This window comes from Sorangium sp. So ce1335 (assembly GCF_051521615.1).
In the GTDB taxonomy this organism is placed as follows: Bacteria; Myxococcota_A; Polyangia; order Polyangiales; family Polyangiaceae; genus Sorangium.
In genome coordinates this window covers 7,841,519-7,857,538 of record NZ_CP150363.1, presented here as the reverse complement: position 1 = coordinate 7,857,538, position 16,020 = coordinate 7,841,519, and the positions used below count along the sequence as shown (strand labels likewise).

Annotated in this window: 12 protein-coding genes; 5 read left to right on the top strand and 7 right to left on the bottom strand. The window is 70.7% G+C overall.

The window, feature by feature from the left end; all coding sequences use genetic code 11:
* Positions 1 to 12: 12 nt before the first annotated feature.
* Positions 13 to 1,500, top strand: coding sequence for an OmpP1/FadL family transporter (locus tag WMF24_RS28920; RefSeq protein WP_437730638.1), 1,488 nt, complete (start codon positions 13 to 15; stop codon positions 1,498 to 1,500).
* Here the strand turns inward: WMF24_RS28920 and WMF24_RS28915 are convergent.
* From WMF24_RS28915 to WMF24_RS28905, 3 genes are all read right to left on the bottom strand, one after another.
* Positions 1,469 to 1,966, bottom strand: coding sequence for a host attachment protein (locus WMF24_RS28915; protein WP_437730637.1), 498 nt, complete (start codon positions 1,964 to 1,966; stop codon positions 1,469 to 1,471). The two genes, WMF24_RS28920 and WMF24_RS28915, sit on opposite strands and share 32 nt — an antisense overlap.
* A gap of 406 nt (positions 1,967 to 2,372) precedes the next feature.
* Positions 2,373 to 3,335: a prolyl aminopeptidase gene (pip, locus tag WMF24_RS28910; protein WP_437730636.1), complete on the bottom strand. Its 963-nt coding sequence runs from the start codon at positions 3,333 to 3,335 to the stop codon at positions 2,373 to 2,375.
* Between the two features lie 181 nt (positions 3,336 to 3,516).
* Positions 3,517 to 5,373, bottom strand: coding sequence for an AMP-dependent synthetase/ligase (locus WMF24_RS28905; protein WP_437730635.1), 1,857 nt, complete (start codon positions 5,371 to 5,373; stop codon positions 3,517 to 3,519).
* A gap of 323 nt (positions 5,374 to 5,696) precedes the next feature.
* On the opposite strand from WMF24_RS28905, the gene miaB reads away from it, so the two are divergent.
* The 4 genes from miaB (at position 5,697) to WMF24_RS28885 (ending at position 9,648) form a co-directional block, all read left to right on the top strand.
* Positions 5,697 to 7,181, top strand: coding sequence for a tRNA (N6-isopentenyl adenosine(37)-C2)-methylthiotransferase MiaB (gene miaB / locus WMF24_RS28900; RefSeq protein WP_437730634.1), 1,485 nt, complete (start codon positions 5,697 to 5,699; stop codon positions 7,179 to 7,181).
* 1 nt (position 7,182) lies between these two features.
* Positions 7,183 to 7,758, top strand: a complete 576-nt coding sequence (locus tag WMF24_RS28895) for a gamma carbonic anhydrase family protein (RefSeq protein ID WP_437730633.1) — start codon at positions 7,183 to 7,185, stop codon at positions 7,756 to 7,758.
* The gene (gene thiS / locus WMF24_RS28890) at positions 7,755 to 7,955 is read left to right on the top strand and encodes a sulfur carrier protein ThiS (RefSeq protein ID WP_433927330.1); all 201 of its coding nucleotides are present in this window, start codon (positions 7,755 to 7,757) and stop codon (positions 7,953 to 7,955) included. The genes WMF24_RS28895 and thiS overlap by 4 nt, the downstream gene beginning before the upstream one ends.
* A gap of 253 nt (positions 7,956 to 8,208) precedes the next feature.
* On the top strand, positions 8,209 to 9,648 hold the full coding sequence (locus WMF24_RS28885) for a VanW family protein (RefSeq protein ID WP_437730632.1): 1,440 nt from the start codon (positions 8,209 to 8,211) through the stop codon (positions 9,646 to 9,648).
* 6 nt (positions 9,649 to 9,654) lie between these two features.
* On the opposite strand, the gene WMF24_RS28880 is transcribed toward WMF24_RS28885, so the two are convergent.
* From WMF24_RS28880 to WMF24_RS28865, 4 genes are all read right to left on the bottom strand, one after another.
* Positions 9,655 to 10,872: a cytochrome P450 gene (locus WMF24_RS28880; RefSeq protein WP_437730631.1), complete on the bottom strand. Its 1,218-nt coding sequence runs from the start codon at positions 10,870 to 10,872 to the stop codon at positions 9,655 to 9,657.
* Positions 10,873 to 10,978: 106 nt separating this feature from the next.
* Positions 10,979 to 12,325 (bottom strand): response regulator, encoded by a 1,347-nt coding sequence (locus WMF24_RS28875; RefSeq protein WP_437730630.1) that lies wholly within the window; start codon positions 12,323 to 12,325, stop codon positions 10,979 to 10,981.
* 130 nt (positions 12,326 to 12,455) lie between these two features.
* Positions 12,456 to 14,702 carry an ATP-binding protein gene (locus WMF24_RS28870; RefSeq protein WP_437730629.1) on the bottom strand — a complete coding sequence of 749 codons (2,247 nt, stop codon included), beginning with the start codon at positions 14,700 to 14,702 and terminating at the stop codon, positions 12,456 to 12,458.
* Positions 14,703 to 14,706: 4 nt separating this feature from the next.
* Positions 14,707 to 15,702 carry an ABC transporter substrate-binding protein gene (locus WMF24_RS28865; RefSeq protein ID WP_437730628.1) on the bottom strand — a complete coding sequence of 332 codons (996 nt, stop codon included), beginning with the start codon at positions 15,700 to 15,702 and terminating at the stop codon, positions 14,707 to 14,709.
* Positions 15,703 to 16,020: the final 318 nt, after the last annotated feature.

Genomic DNA, 16,020 nt, shown 5'->3' with positions numbered 1-16,020 from the left:
GTGGAGACGCCCATGATGCGCGCGGCGATCCTCGCGGCGGCGGCCGCCGGGGCGCTCGTCCTGCCCGCGGCCGACGCGGGCGCGGCCGGGCTGTACTTCACCGATCGCGGCGTGCGCCCGTCGTCCCGCGGCGGGGCGTACATCGCCGGCGGCGACGACCTCGGGGCGATCGCCTACAACCCCGCGGGCGTCTACGAGGCCGGCACCCAGATCCTGATCGACGCCGGGCTGTTCGAGTGGCGCAGCGAGCACACGCGCCAGGCGATCGTGCGGCAGGTCGATCCGAACACCGGCGAGCCGACGGGCGCGAGCTTCGTGCAGACGATGGAGCCCGTGACCGGCACCGCGCCGGTGCTGCCGATCCCCACGCTCGCGGCGTCGTTCAAGGTCGACCCGCGGTGGGTCGTCTGGGGCGGGGTGTGGGCGCCGTACGCGGCCATCGCCAGCTACCCGGAGCAGGTGAACGGCGCGCCGGCGCCGCAGCGCTACGCGCTGTTCACGATGGATGGCTCGGCGCTCGCGTTCCTCGGGGCCGGCGCGGCGTTCGCGCCGTCGCCCGAGTGGCGGCTCGGCGCCTCGGTCGGCGCGCTGGTGGGCACGTTCAACAGCAGGATGGTCGTGTCCGGGTGCGTCCCGGAGCGGATGTTCTGCGCGCCCGAGGACCCGGAGTGGGACATCCATTCCGAGCTCTCGGTCGGGCCCATCGTGGCGCCGACCGGCCAGCTCGGGGCGCTCTTCATCCCGACCCCGCAGTGGCGCGTCGGCCTCGCCCTCCAGCTCCCCGTCTGGGTGCGCGCGCCGGCCGCCGTCAGGGCGCGGCTCCCCGCGACGCCGGTCTTCGAGCGCGCCGTCCAGGAGGGCGAGGACGCCGACGTCTCGTTCGATCTGCCGTGGATCCTCCGCGCCGGCGTGGAGGCGCGACCCCTCGATGCCCTGCGCGTGGAGCTCGGCCTTGGCCTCGAGGGCTGGGGCATGCACGACGACATCCTCGTCGAGCCCGACGGGCTCGTGCTCCGCGGCGTCGTCGGTTTTCCCGAGGAGTTCCGCGTACCTGCGGTCGAGTTCCCCCGGCGCTTCGAGGCCTCGTTCTCCGCGCGGCTCGGCGGCGAGTACTCGGTCGAGCTCGCGGGTCGCCGGTGGGATCTGCGCGCCGGCGCGAGCTTCGAGGAGTCGGCCGTCCCGCCCGAGTACCTCACGGTCCTCACGATCGACGCGACGAAGGTGACCGCCGCCGCGGGCCTCGGCGTCCACCTCGGCCGGTGGCGCCTCGACGCGAGCTACGCGCACGTGTTCGCCGCGGGTGTGAAGGTCGATCCGGCGGACGCGCGGGTGCCGCAGGTGAGCCCGGTGCGGGCCAACCCGCCGGAGAACCCGAGCTTCATCAACGGCGGCGCCTACAGCGCCCGCGCGAACGTCGTGGGGCTCGGCGTCGCCTACACCTTCGAGGCGGCGCCGGAGGACAGCGTCGCTACGCCCGCAGCTCGCGCAGGCGCTCGGTGAGCCGGGGGCCGTCCAGCCAGCTCAGGTCCTTGTCGACGGTCGACTCGATGTGGTTGCCGACCTGCTTGCTCACCGTCCCGCGGAGCAGGCCGAGGAAGTGGGGCGGAGCGATGAGCACCAGCGACTCGTACGCGTGCTCGTTCAGGCCCTTCTCCAGCACCTCCGCGAGCTCCTGAGCGAACTTCTGCTTCTCGACCTCCTTTGGATCGGTGTCGGGCGCGGCGCCCGGGCGACCCAGGTACACGCCGCCCCCGCCGCTGGTGATGTTGCCGTTCCCACCGGGGGTGCCGTTCGGCTTCCGGCCGTGCGCGTCGGCCATCAGATCCCGCACGCGCGCCCGGCTCTCGTCATGACTGTAGGACTCGAGCAGGGTAAAGCCCTTGCCCGCAGGCTCTTCACGATAGAGCTGGGCACGGCTTGCGTCGGAGACCAGGATCCATGTCTTCCGTGCTGCCTTGTTTGCCATAAGCCTCCACAGGGAATCAACCCTTCCTTTTGTCTACGTTAGAGACCGACCCCCCTCGGCGCAAGCGGCCAGAGAGCCCAGACCCGCGCGATTCGACCGGATTGCACGCGGCAAGGCAGGCTCATCAACGTCGTTGACGCCCCGGATCCCGTGAGAACGAGAGCCGCGAGAATCGCTCAGGAGGTTTGTTGACGGCGAAATACGGTGTTCGGTGTACTGACCGCAGCTCACCGATCTCGGCCATGACCCGTGACATGGAGGGAGCGACGCGCAGCGGCGGTGATCGTGCGCCCCGATACAGCCGCCCGCCGCGCGGGGCTGCTGCGCGCGCGGCGCCGCGGCGCCGCTCCTCCCGCGTCGCCTTCCCGCGTCGGCCGGCGCAGACGGCCCGCGCCGCTCGCGCGCCTCAACGGAAGCGGTCGGTCGCCTCGACCAGCTCGTGCAGGATGCCCGGCTCCATCGCCGAGTGCCCCGCGTCCGCCACGATGCGCAGGTCGGCCTCGGGGAACGCGCGGTGCAGCGCCCACGCGCTCTCCGCCGGACAGACGACATCATAGCGGCCCTGGACGATGACGGTCGGGAGTTGGCGGATCCGGTGCACGTCGTCGAGGAGCTGAGTCTCTGTCGTGAAGAACCCCTTGTTCATGAAATAGTGGCACTCGATCCGGGCGAACGCGAGCGCGAAGTCGTTTGCCGAGGTCTTCGCGACGAGCTCGGGGTTCGTGAACAGGCAGCTCGTCCGCCCCTCCCAGACGCTCCAGGCGCGCGCCGCCCGGCGCTGCACCTCGGGGTCGGGGCTCGTGAGCCGCCGGTGGTATGCGGTGAGCAGGTCGGCCCGCTCGGCCTCGGGGATGAACGTGAGGTACTCCTCCCACGCGTCCGGGAAGATGGCGCTCGCGCCCCGCTGATAGAACCAGTCGAGCTCCTGCTTGCGCAGGAGGAAGATCCCCCGCAGCACGAGCTCTGTCACCCGCTCCGGGTGCCGCTCGGCGTAGGCCAGCGACAGCGTGCTCCCCCACGAGCCGCCGAACACCTGCCACCGCGCGATCTCGAGGTGCTCGCGGAGCGCCTCCATGTCCGCGACGAGGTGCCAGGTCGTGTTCTCCTCCAGGCACGCGTAGGGCGTGCTCTTGCCGCAGCCCCGCTGGTCGAAGAGCACGATCCGGTAGGCGGCCGGGTCGAAGAAGCGCCGCTGCTTCGGCTCCGTGCCGCCCCCGGGGCCGCCGTGCACGAAGATCACCGGCTTGCCGCGCGGATTGCCCGACTCCTCGAAATAGATCTCGTGAACGTCCGAGACGCGGAGCCTGCCGGCGCGGTACGGCTCGATCTCGGGATACAGCGTCCGCCTCTGCGTGCCTGTCGTCATCATGCCGCCCGCTCCCGTCGGTCGATCCGGCGCCTGCCGGCGCATCGTCGACCCGGCGCTCGCCGGCGCCGCGTCGACGCGGCGCCCAGCGTACGCCAACGTACGCCGCGAGGGGAAGGGCGCGCGCCCCGGGGCAGGAAACGCGCGGAATCGGGCGGCGGCCGGGCGGCGGCCGCCGGGGCGCTCAGCCGGGCGGCGCGGCCTCGCGCGGGCCGGCCTTCGCGGCGCCGCTGTAGAGCGCGTCGAGGACGGGCCCATACTTCTCGAGCACGACGCGCCGCTTCAGCTTCAACGTCGGCGTGAGCATCCCGTTCTCGGCGGTGAAGTCCTCGTCGACGAGGGCGATCTTCTTGATCTTCTCGAACCCCTTCACGCCGGACGAGCACCTGTCGACCTCCTCCTGCATGCGCGCGACGACCCGCGGGTGCTTCAGCATCGCGGCGGGCGCGTCGAACGTGAGCCCCTCGCCCCGCGCCCACTCGGCGAGCGCCGTCATCTCGGGCACGACCAGCGCCACGTTGAAGAGGCGGTTGTCGCCGTGGACCATCGCGTTGCTGATCAGCGGAGACAGCTTGATCTTCTCCTCGATTGGCCCCGGCGCGACGTACTTGCCGTTCTCCAGCTTGTACTGCTCCTTGATGCGGCCCGTGATGTGGAGATAGCCGTCGTCGTCGAGGTAGCCGAGATCGCCGGTGCGGAAGCCGCCGTCCTCCGTCATGACAGCCTTGTTGTCCTCGTCGCGCTTGTGATAGCCCACCATGACGTTCGGGCCGTACACGACGATCTCGCCCTGCCGCGCGCCGCTCGTCGAATCGTGGTTGTCCGACGCCGACGCCGGTCGATCGATGACGACCCTCACGCCCGGGATCGGCTTGCCCACCGTGCCGAGGCGGCGGGCTCCGGGGTAGTTCACCGCGACGACGGGCGACGTCTCCGTGAGGCCGTATCCCTCGTAGACGGTGATGCCGAGCGCGTCGACGAACTCGGCCACCTCGTGGGCGAGCGCCGCCCCGCCGCTGATCGCATATTTCAGCTTGCCGCCGAACTTGTCGCGGATCTTCGAGAAGATGACCCGGTCCGCGACCGCCAGCGTGAGCCGCTCGACGAGGCCGAGCGGCTCGCCCCTGCTCTGCTTCGTCGCGGCGCGCAGCCCGGCGCGGAACACGGCCTGGATGATCGCGGGTTTGTCCGCCATCTGCTTCTGCACGCCCTCGTAGATGCGGCAGAAGATGCGCGGGACGCTCATCAGCACGGTGGGGTGCACCTCGGCGAGGTTCGCGACGATCTTGTCGACCGACTCGCTGAGCGCCATCGACCCGCCCACCGTGATCATCACGTGGAGCTCGGCGGTGTGGCCGAAGGAGTGCGTCCACGGGAGGAACGACAGGCTCCGATCCGCGCTGCCGAACGGGATGAGATCGAGCACCGCGCAGACGTTGGAGGCGATGTTGCCGTGCGAGAGGATCACCCCCTTGGGGTTGCCCGTCGTGCCCGAGGTGTAGATGAGGCACGCCGTGTCCGCGGCGGTCGGCTCGATGGCCGGGGCCGGGCTCTCCTCGCCCGCGGCGAGCAGCGCCGCGTACGAGGTGGTCTGCGCGCCGGGCGCGCCGCCCGCGCCCGGCGGCTCGAACAGACAGACGATGTGCTTCAGCGAGGGCGCCTTCTCGGGGAGATCTCGGCACTTGTCGTAGATCTGCTGCGTGGCCACGAGCACGGCCACGGCCTCGCAGTCGTTGATGATGAACGCCCACTCGGCCGGGAGCTGCGCCTCGTACATGGGCACGACCGCGACGCCCATGCTGAAGCAGGCATAGGCCGCGACCGCCCACTCGACACGGTTGTTCGAGATGAGGGCCAGCCGGTCGCCCCGCTGGATCCCGAGCGACGCAAGGCCGCCGCGGAACCTGGCGACGAGCTGCCCGAACTCCGCATACGTGATCCAGCCCCAGTTGCCGTCGGCCTTCGTGCCGAACAGCGGCCGCGGGCCATACAGGTTCAGTGAGCGATCGAGCAGTTGTACCAGGTTCTCCAGCTTGGGCATCGGGCCTCCTCCCACATCGATTGTTATCACGCCACCGCGACATCCCTGCGCGCTTTTCTCCGCTCGCCCGGCGCGCGGGGCGCGTGGTCCTCGCGGGATGCGTCGCGGGAGGCGCCGCGGGGAGGACGTGGAGGCTGGGCGAACTGCCCCGGCCGTGCGCCGCCTCCCCGCGCGCCGCCAGTCGGGCGGGGGTGGGCGGGGCGCGTGGCGCGGGGCGGGTGAGCCCGCGGCGCGGGGCCGGTGGGCCCGCGCCGCGGGCTCGTCCGGCGCGGCGGGCGAGGTGGCGGCCCCGGGCCCCTTCTGTTAGAGGGTGCATCGCTTCGATGCCCCGGTATTCGATCACGACGTTCGGCTGTCAGATGAACGTGCACGACTCCGAGCGGATGCACGACGTGCTCCGCCGCGCCGGCTACACGGAGGCCGGCGCCCCGGAGGAGGCGGACGTGCTCGTGCTGAACACGTGCAGCGTGCGCGAGAAGGCCGAGCAGAAGCTGCGGAGCGAGGTGGGGCGGCTCGCGCGCTGGAAGCGGGAGCGCGCCGACCGGGTCGTCGTCGTGGCGGGGTGCGTGGCCCAGCAGGAGGGGGAGCGCCTCCTCAAGCAGATGCGGGCGATCGACGTCGTGGTGGGGCCCGACAACATCCCGGAGCTGCCGGGCCTGCTCGGCGACCTCGCGCTCGGCGGCCTGCCGGTCGCGCGCACGGTGTTCGACCTCGACGCGCCGCGGTTCCTCGTGGCGTCGCCGCCGCCCTCCTCGTCGCGCGGCGCGCCGACGGCGTTCGTCACGATCATGAAGGGCTGCGACGAGCGCTGCTCGTTCTGCATCGTCCCGTACACCCGCGGGCCGGAGCGGTACCGGTCGAGCGACGAGATCGTCGGCGAGATCGCGGCCCTCGTGGCCGCGGGGACGCGCGAGGTCACGCTCCTCGGCCAGACGGTGAACAGCTACCGCGACCCGCTCGGCGCGCTGCCGCGGGCCCCGGGCGCGAGCGCGGACGACCCGGACGAGAGCGAGTTCGCGGCGCTGCTCCGGCGCGTCGCGGCCGACGTCCCCGGCCTCGCGCGCCTGCGCTACACGAGCCCGCACCCGCGGCACCTCACGCCGTCGCTCGTCCTCGCGCACGCCGAGCTCGCCGTGCTGCCGCGCCACGTGCACATGCCGGTGCAGTCGGGCAGCGACCGCGTGCTCCGGCGGATGATCCGCCGCTACACGCGCGCCGAGTACGTCGCGAGGACCCGGGCGCTCGTGGAGGCCGTCCCGGGGCTGACGCTCTCGACCGACATCATCGTCGGCTTCCCTGGCGAGACGGAGGACGACTTCGCGGCGACGCTGTCGCTCGTGCGCGAGGTGGGGTTCAAGGGGCTGTTCGGCTTCAAGTACTCGCGCCGCCCGCACACCCCCGCGCTGAAGCTGCCGGACGACGTGCCCGAGGCGGTGAAGGGCGAGCGGCTCGCGCGCCTGTTCGAGGAGAGCGAGGCGCTGCTCGCCGCCCACCTCTCGGGCCTGGTCGGGACGACCCAGGAGGTGCTCGTCGAGGGGCGCGACAAGGAGCGCGGCGCGGGGGGCGAGCGCGGCGCGGGCGGGGCGCTCTGGTCCGGCCGGACGGGGCGCCACGAGATCGCGCACATCGAGGGGGCGGGGGAGCTCGACCTGCTCGGCGAGGTCGTCGAGGTCTCGATCGCGCGGGCGAACAAGCACTCGCTCCAGGCCGAGCTGACCGAGGCGGCGCGCGCCGCCGCGCGGCCGCGGCAGCGCGGCGCGGAGCCGGCGCGGCGGTCGCTGCCGGTCGTCGCGGCCGAGGGGGGCTGACGTGGCGCTCGTCCTCGACCTGGACGGCCTGTCGCCGCGGCTCGGGCGCGACGTGTTCCTGGCGCCCAACGCGACGGTGATCGGCGACGTGGAGCTCGGCGACGAGGCGAGCGTGTGGTTCGGCGCGGTGCTGCGCGGGGACATCGGCGCGATCCGCGTCGGCCCGCGGACCAACGTGCAGGACCTCGCGTGCCTGCACCTGACCGGCGGCGTGTCGCAGACCCTCATCGGCGCCGACGTGACCATCGGGCACGGCGCGATCCTTCACGGCTGCCTCGTCGGGGACGGGTGCCTGATCGGGATGGGCAGCATCCTCCTCGACAACGTCGAGATCGGCGAGGGCTCGGTGATCGCCGCGGGCGCTGTGGTGCCGCCGGGGAAGGTGATCCCGCCGCGGTCGCTCGTGCGAGGCAACCCGGCCCGGGTGCTGGGCGAGGTGCGGCCGGACCAGGCCGAGCTCGGCAGGATGGGCGCGGCGAGCTATGTGGAGAACGCGCGGCGCTTCCGGGCGGCGCTCGCCGCGCAGGCGGCGGCCGGAGCGCCGGGCGCCGCGCCGCACGAGGTGAAGAGGACATGAACATCACGGTGAACGGGGAAGCGCGCGAGGTGCCTGCGGCGGTGACGGTGCGGAGGCTCGTCGAGCTGCTCGGGCTGACCGAGGGGCCGGTGGCTGTGGAGCGCAACGGCGAGGTGGTGCCGCGGGCCGAGCACACGGCGGCCGAGCTCGCCGAGGGCGACGTGATCGAGATCGTTCACTTCGTGGGCGGCGGCTGAGGCTGCCTGGCGGCCTTTTGTAAGGAGAGATTCAACGCAAAGGCGCAAAGGCGCAAAGGCGCAAAAAAGCGCAGAAATATACGAAGGACCCCCCAGATATATTTCTCTTCTTTTTAGCGTGTTTGCGTCTTTGCGCCTTTGCGTTTCCTCTCCTCTCCCTCCTTGTAGAGCGACGCTCTAACGATCTTCCAGTCCGTCCGCGATCCGGCTACCATGCCGGGCTGCAGTGGATACGAGGGCTCTCGCTCTGGTCTTGGCGCTCGGCGGCTCGGCGGGCGTGGGCGCCGCCCTGGCGGTGCGCGACGCGCTGCCGGCGTCCCCGGTGGTCCGCGGCCTCTCGATCGGCGAGCGCTTCGTGCCGGACGGCGCGTCGCCGGCGGCCTGGCTCGCGGCGCGGCGCGACGCGCTGCGCGCGCGGCTCGTCCGGTTCCGCCACGACGACGCGGAGCTGACCGCGACCCTCGGCGAGGCGGGCGTCGAGATCGACGTCGACGCCACGCTCGCCGCGGCGCAGCGCGTGGGTCACGAGGGCCCCCTCGCGCGGCGGATCCGGGAGGCGCGGCGGGCGCGGCGCGGCGAGATCGACGTGCCGCTCGTCTGGTCGGTCGACGAGGAGAAGGCGCGCGCGCTGCTCGAGCGGCTCGCTCCCCGGATCTACCGGGTGCCCCGCGACGCGCGCCTCGACCTCGCGAACCGGCGCAAGATCCAGGAGCAGGCCGGCCGCGCGCTCGATGTCGAGGCGTCGCTGAAGGCGCTGCAGGCCGCGGCCCGCGACGGCTACGAGGAAGAGGAGCGCGTCGAGCTCGCGGTCCAGATCCTCGCGCCGGCCGTCGTCGTCGACGACCTGGTGAGCGTCGACGTCACCCGGCTCGTCGCGGCGTACGAGACGAAGTTCAAGCGGCACGGGAACGAGGCCGGGCGCGCCCGCAACATAAGGAACGCCGCGTCGAAGATCGACGGCACCATCCTGGCCCCGGGCGAGACCTTCTCGTTCAACGCCCATGTCGGCCCGCGGACCCGCAAGAACGGGTTCACCATCGCCCCGGAGATCCTCGGCGACGAGACCGTCCCCGGCTACGGCGGGGGGACGTGCCAGGTCTCCAGCACGCTCTTCGCCGCGTCGCTCTTCGGCGCGCTCGAGACCCCGGACCGCCAGAGCCATTCGCGACCGAGCGCCTACATCCCCATGGGGCTCGACGCGATGGTGACCTACCCGGAGTCGGACCTGAAGATCAGGAACACGCTCCCGTTCCCGATCATGATCCACGCGTACCTGCCCTCGCCCACGGTGCTGCGCGTGGAGATCCTCGGCGGCGACCCGGTGGCGGAGGTGGTCCATCAGATCGACGCCGAGCACACGGACGACTTCATCCGGCGCATCTACGTGAAATCCGAGCTGCCTCCAGGCAAGGTGCGCCGCCACCAGAAGGGCTCGTGCGGATACGACGTGAGGTCGTATGTGAAGCTCCGGTACAAGGACGGCCGGGTCGGCGAGCGCACCTACACGAGCGAGTACAAGCCCGCGCCCGAGGTGTTCTGGGTCGCGCCGGACTACGATCCTTCGTCGCTGCCGGAGCTCCCGGAGCACGCGAAGGCGGTGGAGGAGCTCCAGGAGGGCGAGGTCCCTGCGGACGTGGCTGCGGAGGCCCAGGCCGCCCCTGCGGAGGCGCAGGGCGACGGCTTCTCGATGTGAGCCGCCTCAGGCGGCGCGGGCGGCCCCGTCGAAGCGCAGGCGGAGGCTCTGCAGCCCGCGCAGGCTGAACATCGCGCGCCACACGACCGGCCCCGGCTCGCGCGAGAAGGGCGGCAGTCGACGGAAGATCTCCTCGAAGGCGATCTTGCCCTCGAGCCGCGAGAGCGGCGCGCCGACGCAGAAGTGGATGCCGTACCCGAAGCCCACGTTGCCGCGCTGCTCCCGGGTGATGTCGAACCGGTCCGGATCGGGGAACTGCGCGGGATCCCGGTTGGCGGAGGCGATGATCGGCAGGACGATCGCGCCCTTCGGGATGGCGACGCCCGAGAGGGTCACGTCCTGGGTCGCCCGCCGCATCAGGAACTGCGCCGGGCCCTCGTAGCGGAGGACCTCCTCGACGAAGCCCGGGATCAGCGACGGGTCCTCGCGGAGGCGGCGGAGGGCGTCGGGGTTCTCGAGGAGCGCGAGCGTGCCATTGCCGATGAGGTTTGTCGTCGTCTCGTTGCCGGCGATGAGCAGCAGGGCCACCATGCCGAGCACGTCGTCTCCCTTCAGCTCGCCGTACTCCACCTCGCCGCGGAGGATATCGCTGATGAGATCCTCGCGCGGCTGCCGCTTCCGCTCCGCGATCATCTCGTGGAAATAAGCGCGCATCTCGCGGCGGCCCCGGAGGACGCGCTCGACCTCCGCGTCGCTCAGCCGGCCCATGCTCGCGCTCACGGTGTCGTCGGACCAGCGCTTGAATTCGGCGCGGAGCGACGGATCGACGCCGAGCATCTCGGAGATGACCGTGACCGGCAGCGGGACGGCCAGGTCCTCCATCACGTCGAACGTGTCCTTCGCGAGGATGCGATCGAGCTGCTCGGTCGTGATCTCGCGCACCCGCTGCTCGAGCCGCGCGATCGCCCTCGGCGTGAACGCGCCGCTGACGAGCTGGCGCACCCGCGTGTGGACCGGCGGATCGCTCATGAGGAGGTTCACGTCGCTGACGGCCAGCGGCTCGCGCTGGAGGCGCTCGTCCTGCGTGCTCGTCCTCGCCACGTAGGTGTCGGACGAGAACAGCTCCGGGTGCTTGAGGACATGGACGACATCGTCATAGCGGCTCACCGCCCAGAAGCCGCCCGGCTCGACCTGACACACCGGCGCCCTCTCCCGGAGCTCGGCATAGACGGGATAGGGGTTCTGCGTGAACGAGGGCGCGGCGAGATGGAATGCGTGGCTCATGGCTCCCTCCTGGAAGCAAGCTCAGCTTGTGGTCTGGCATACCATGTGCTTTGCTGAGCGCAACCTCTTCATGCCCTGCATCGCGCGCGCGGAGGGCAGGTCCGCTTCACTTCTCCGTGAGGATCTCGATGCCGGTCCAATCGGCGGGCTCACCGTGCGCCATGAGGTGAGCGATGCGCTGCTGGTAGACCTGGGCAGCCTTATCGGTTGGGTTCTGCAGGAGCACGTGCGCGATGCCCAGGTTGGCCTCGGCGAACCTACGTCCGTAGTAATCGGACAGCGCCTCCTCGAAGCGGTGCCGGGTCTCCTGCTTGCGACGGATCGTCTCCGGAGGGTCGCCGTCGAACACCTCGACGACGGAAACGGGGTCTCGTTTGCCCTTGAGCCGCACCCTGTCGAGGAAGCGGTGGCCGTAGGCCTGCCGAGCTTCCAGCGCGGCCATCGTCTGCTCGCTCAGGACGATGGCGCCGCCGTACCGAACGGCGAGCCTCTCCAGGCGCGACGCCTGGTTCACCGTGTCGGAGATCACCGTGGCTTCCATGCGCTCTGCTTCGCCGATGGTGCCCAGCATCACGCTGCCCGTGTGGATGCCGATGCCCATGCTGATCGGCGATAGGCCCGCGCTCCGGCGCTCCTCGCTGAACTCCCTCAGCGCGTGCTGCATCGCGACGGCCGCGCGCACGGCGTCGTCCGCCTTTCCGGGGAAGAGCGCCATGATGGCGTCCCCGATGTACTTGTCGATGAAGCCGCCGCAGCGCCTGATGATCGGGCTGAGCCGGCCGAGGTAGGCGTTGGTGAAGGAGAACGCCTCGCCGGGCGTCATGCTCTCCGTCAGGGCGGCGAAGCCGCGCATGTCGGAGAACAGGACGGTCATGTCGATCTGCACGTGGTCCCCGAGCGTGAGGTCCACCACCCTGCTTCGGCCCAGGAGGCCGAGCATCTCGGTCGGCACGAAGCGGCTGTAGGCCCGGTTCGTCGCGCGCAGCTCCTCGTTGAGCCGCGCGAGCTCGGCGGTCCGTTCGGCGACGCGGCGCTCGAGATCGCTGTTGGCCCGCTGCAGCGCGCGCTGGAGGGCGCGCAGGGACAGGTGCGTTGTCACGCGGGCCAGGAGCTCCTCGTGCTGGATGGGCTTCGTCAGATAATCGACCCCACCGACCTCGAAGCCCTTGATCTTGTCGGTCGTGTCCGTGAGGCCGGTCATGAAGATGACGGGAATGTCCTGGGTCGCCGGGTTCGCCTTCAGCCGGTGACAGACCTCGAATCCGTTCACGTGCGGCATCATGACGTCGAGGAGGATCAGATCGGGCTCCTCCTGGAGGAGCAGCGCCAGCGCGCTCTCGCCGTCGTCCGCGGCGAGCACCTCGATCCCGGCCCGACGCAGGTGGTCGACGAGCACCCGCAGGTTGGCGGGTGTGTCGTCGACGATCAGCACGCGCGGCCTCGGCTCTCTCACGCGCGCGCTCCTTCGGCCGCGGCGATCGCGCGTCGCTCGCGCCCGCGTCGTCCTGCGGGCCACAGATCTCGCCCGGAGATATGGAGTGCGGAACGCTGCATCGCGGGTCGCCTCTGCATCGGTACGTCGTTCATGAGGGTCGGTCGTCTCCTGCCACGGCGTCGTTCGTCGTCAGAGCTTCGCGCAGCTCCCGGAGCTTGTAGTCCTGGGCCAGCGCGCGCACCTGCGCCAGGAAGCCAGCGAGTCGACGTTCTGCCTGCTCCATCTCGCGCGTCTCGGCGAGCAGCTCCTCGATGCGGCCTCTCCCGAGCAGCGCCCGCAGCGCCGCTATTTGCTCGGCCGATGGGAGCGACGATTCCCCGGCCTCTGCGTCTGGCGCGCCGGGGCGGGAGGGACCGGCGCGGCCCGGGACCCACTCCAGGCCGAGGTGGAACTGGATCTTGTCGAGCAACGCGCTGATCTTGACCGGCTTGGGCAAGAAGTCGTCGCAGCCGGAGTCCACGCCCCGCTGGCGGTCCGCGTCGGACACGCTCGCCGAAGAGCCGATGACGACGGCGCCGCGGAGCGCGGGCAGCTCGCGCAGCCGCCGCGTCGTCTCGAAGCCGTCGAGGCAGGGCATCGCGTGATCCATGATGATCAGGTCCGGGAGGTGCTCCGCGGCGACGGCCAGGGCCTGCTCGCCGCTCTCCGCCTCGCGCACGGTGAACCCGAGCGGCGCGAGCGCGTCGCGCAGCAACGCCCGGTTCTCCGCGTTGTCGTCGACGACGAGGAGCGTGCGCCGCTCGCCCTTGTATCCGGCGATGCCCCCCCACGCCGAAGCCTCGCGTGTGGAAGCATCGTGGGCCAGCTCCTCGAACGGTAAGGCCACCGTGAAGACGCTGCCCCGCCCGGGCCCGCTCTCCACCTCTATCGACCCGCCCCAATGCTCGACGATCCTCTTCGTGATCGCGAGGCCGAGGCCGGTCCCCTCCGCCCGCGCCGCCTCGTCTCCGACCTGCTCGAAGCGATCGAAGATCCTGGGGAGGTGCTGAGGGGCGATTCCGGGCCCCGTGTCGGTGATCCGGAACCGCGCCCTCCAGACCTGTGAGCTGCCCTGCGAGGGCACGGGGCCGTCGCTCTGCACGAGGACGTCGAGGGCGACGCCCCCCTGCGAGGTGAACTTGATGGCATTGCCGAGCACGTTGAGGAGCACCTGGATCAAGCGCTTCTCGTCCGCGCGCAGCGTGAGGGCGGGGCCGCGGTAGCTGTACGCGAACGAGATCCCCTTCTGCTCGGCGCGGACGCGGCACAGATCCACCACGGTGTCGATGAACGCGGGGAAGCGCACCTCGCCGGGCAGCAGCTCGATCTTGCCCGCTTCGATCTTGCTCAGATCGAGCACGTCGTTGATGAGCGCCAGCAGGTGCTCGCCTGATTTGCGGATGACTCGCAGGCCGTCCCGCGTCCTCGCGTCCAGCTCCGGCGCGTGCTCGAGGAGCTGCGCGTACCCGAGGATGCCATTGAGCGGCGTGCGGAGCTCGTGGCTCATGCTGGCCAGGAAATCGCTCTTCGCCTTGCTCGCTGCGTCGGCGGCGTCCCGAGCGGCGATGAGCTCGGCCACCAACCCCTCGACCTCCTGCGCCATGTTGTCGAAGGCTCCGGACACGACGCCGATCTCGTCCCGGCTCGTGATCCTGCTCCGCTGGGCGCGATCCCCGGCGCGGAAGCGCTCTGCGGCGGTGGCGAGCCGGTAGAGGGGGCGAACGACGATGAGCTGCAGGACGATGCCCGTGAGCACGCAGAGGATCACGCCGCTGCCGACGGTGATGCCGAGCATCCTGAGCGCGACGCTGTAGGCGAGCGCCTCGGCCTCGCTCGTGTCGAGGACGATCTGCACCACGCCGGAGATGCCTGCCTCCACGCTGCTCGGGAGCCTCGCGCGGTTGAGCGGGGACGTCACGATGAGCTCGTCGCCGCGGCGCTCGTGGATCGGGCTCGTGAGATCGCCTCTCTCCAGGAGTTCGAGGAGCGGCGGAGAGTCCACCATGTCTCCGCTGCTGAGATGGCTGCCGGCGATCACCTTGCCATCGAGGGACGCGACGAGCACGCTGCGCACCCCCGGCAAGAACGCGGCATTCGAGGCGATGCGCTGGGCGTGGAACACGTCGCCGCCGTCGAGCAGCACGACGAAGGTGTAGTTCAGCGTGCCCGCGATCGCGTCGCCCTCGCGCTCCAGCGCCCCGAGCGCGGTCTGGCGCGCCTGCCGGAACGTCAGGATCGCGACGACGCACGCAAGGACGAGCACGAGCGCTCCGACGCTCAGGGCGAGCTTGACCGTGAGCCGGAAGCGCAAAGGCCGGCCCGCCGGGCGGGGCGTTGCCGAGAGTTCCCCCTTCATCGGATCAAGGTCGCGCCGCGAGCGCGCGGTCGACGAGTTGCGCATCGATGACCACGCCGGCGTCCGGCGGCGGGCTCTTCACCAGCCCGTGCTCGACCATGAACCTGGCGGTGAGCTCGTACGCTCTCCAGAGCGAGGCCTCCTGGCCGCCGCGATCGAGGAGCCGGCGGTTCTGCTCCAGATCGGTGATCTCGACCCCCGCCAGGCTGGACGAGAGCGACTCCGTGCTCGTTCCGAGATACCGCAGCGCTGAGCGCTGCGCCTCCCCTCTCCGGTCCGGCTGCTTCAACGCCTGCGCCGCCCTGTGCCAGGCCTGGAGCACGCCGGTGATCTCCTCGCGCCTCGTCTCCGCCGCGTCACGCTGCACCAGGACCACATCGAAGATCTCCCCCGGGAGCTGCTTGCTCGAGAAGAGCAGCGGCATCCCCTTTTCGCGGGCGATCGTCAGGAAGGGTTCCCAGAGCGCCGCCGCGTCCACTTCGCCCTGCTCCAGCGCCGCGATGCATGCTTCGGGTGGCATGCTGACGACCTTCACGTCATGGACGGAGAGCGCGCGGAGCGACAGCGCGCGGATCAGCAGGTACTGCGCCTCGGTCCCGATCTCCACCGCGATGCGCTTGCCCCTCAGGTCCTCTACGGTGGAGATCCCCTGGCGCGCCACGATGCCGTCGGCGCCGTTCGACTGATCGGTGACGAGGATGATCTTGAGGTCGGCACCCTGATCGATGAAGCGGATCGCCTCGGTCAACGAGCCGGCGGTCATGTCCGCGCGCCTGTGGAGGAACGCGTGCGTGGCGTCGAGGCCCGAGCTCAGCCGGATAATATCCAGTCCGGGCGGGGGATAGAGCTGCAAGTCTCTGGCGACATAAAAGGGGATGAACCCGACCCACTTGACCGTCGTGAGGCGCAGCGGCCGCGGCTCGGTCCTGCCTAGATCACAGGCGGTCAGGACGAAGAGCAAGCTGCACAGGAGCCAGTGACGCAGGAAGGGATGTCGCATCGCGCCTCCAAGACTCCAGCGCCGGCCGGGAGCGTCGTGGAGGCATCATCGCCCCGTTGTGAGGCCGCACGCAATGACAACCTGATTCCAAGATTTTGTGTACTTGTGTGTGACGAAGGTGGTGGAGGTGCGACGCGTATCGCCGGATGCGCCCGTCCGTCCGGCAGCAGCGATGTTTCTGGCGTTTGCGGAGCAAAATCTTCCATCGAGAAGGGAAGATAACGGCAACTCCGGAGGATCGTGTAGTCATCCTCGCTCTCCTGGAATATTCCACTGGGACGGTGGATGGCATCGGTGTAAATCGCTGTGGCAGCCGGG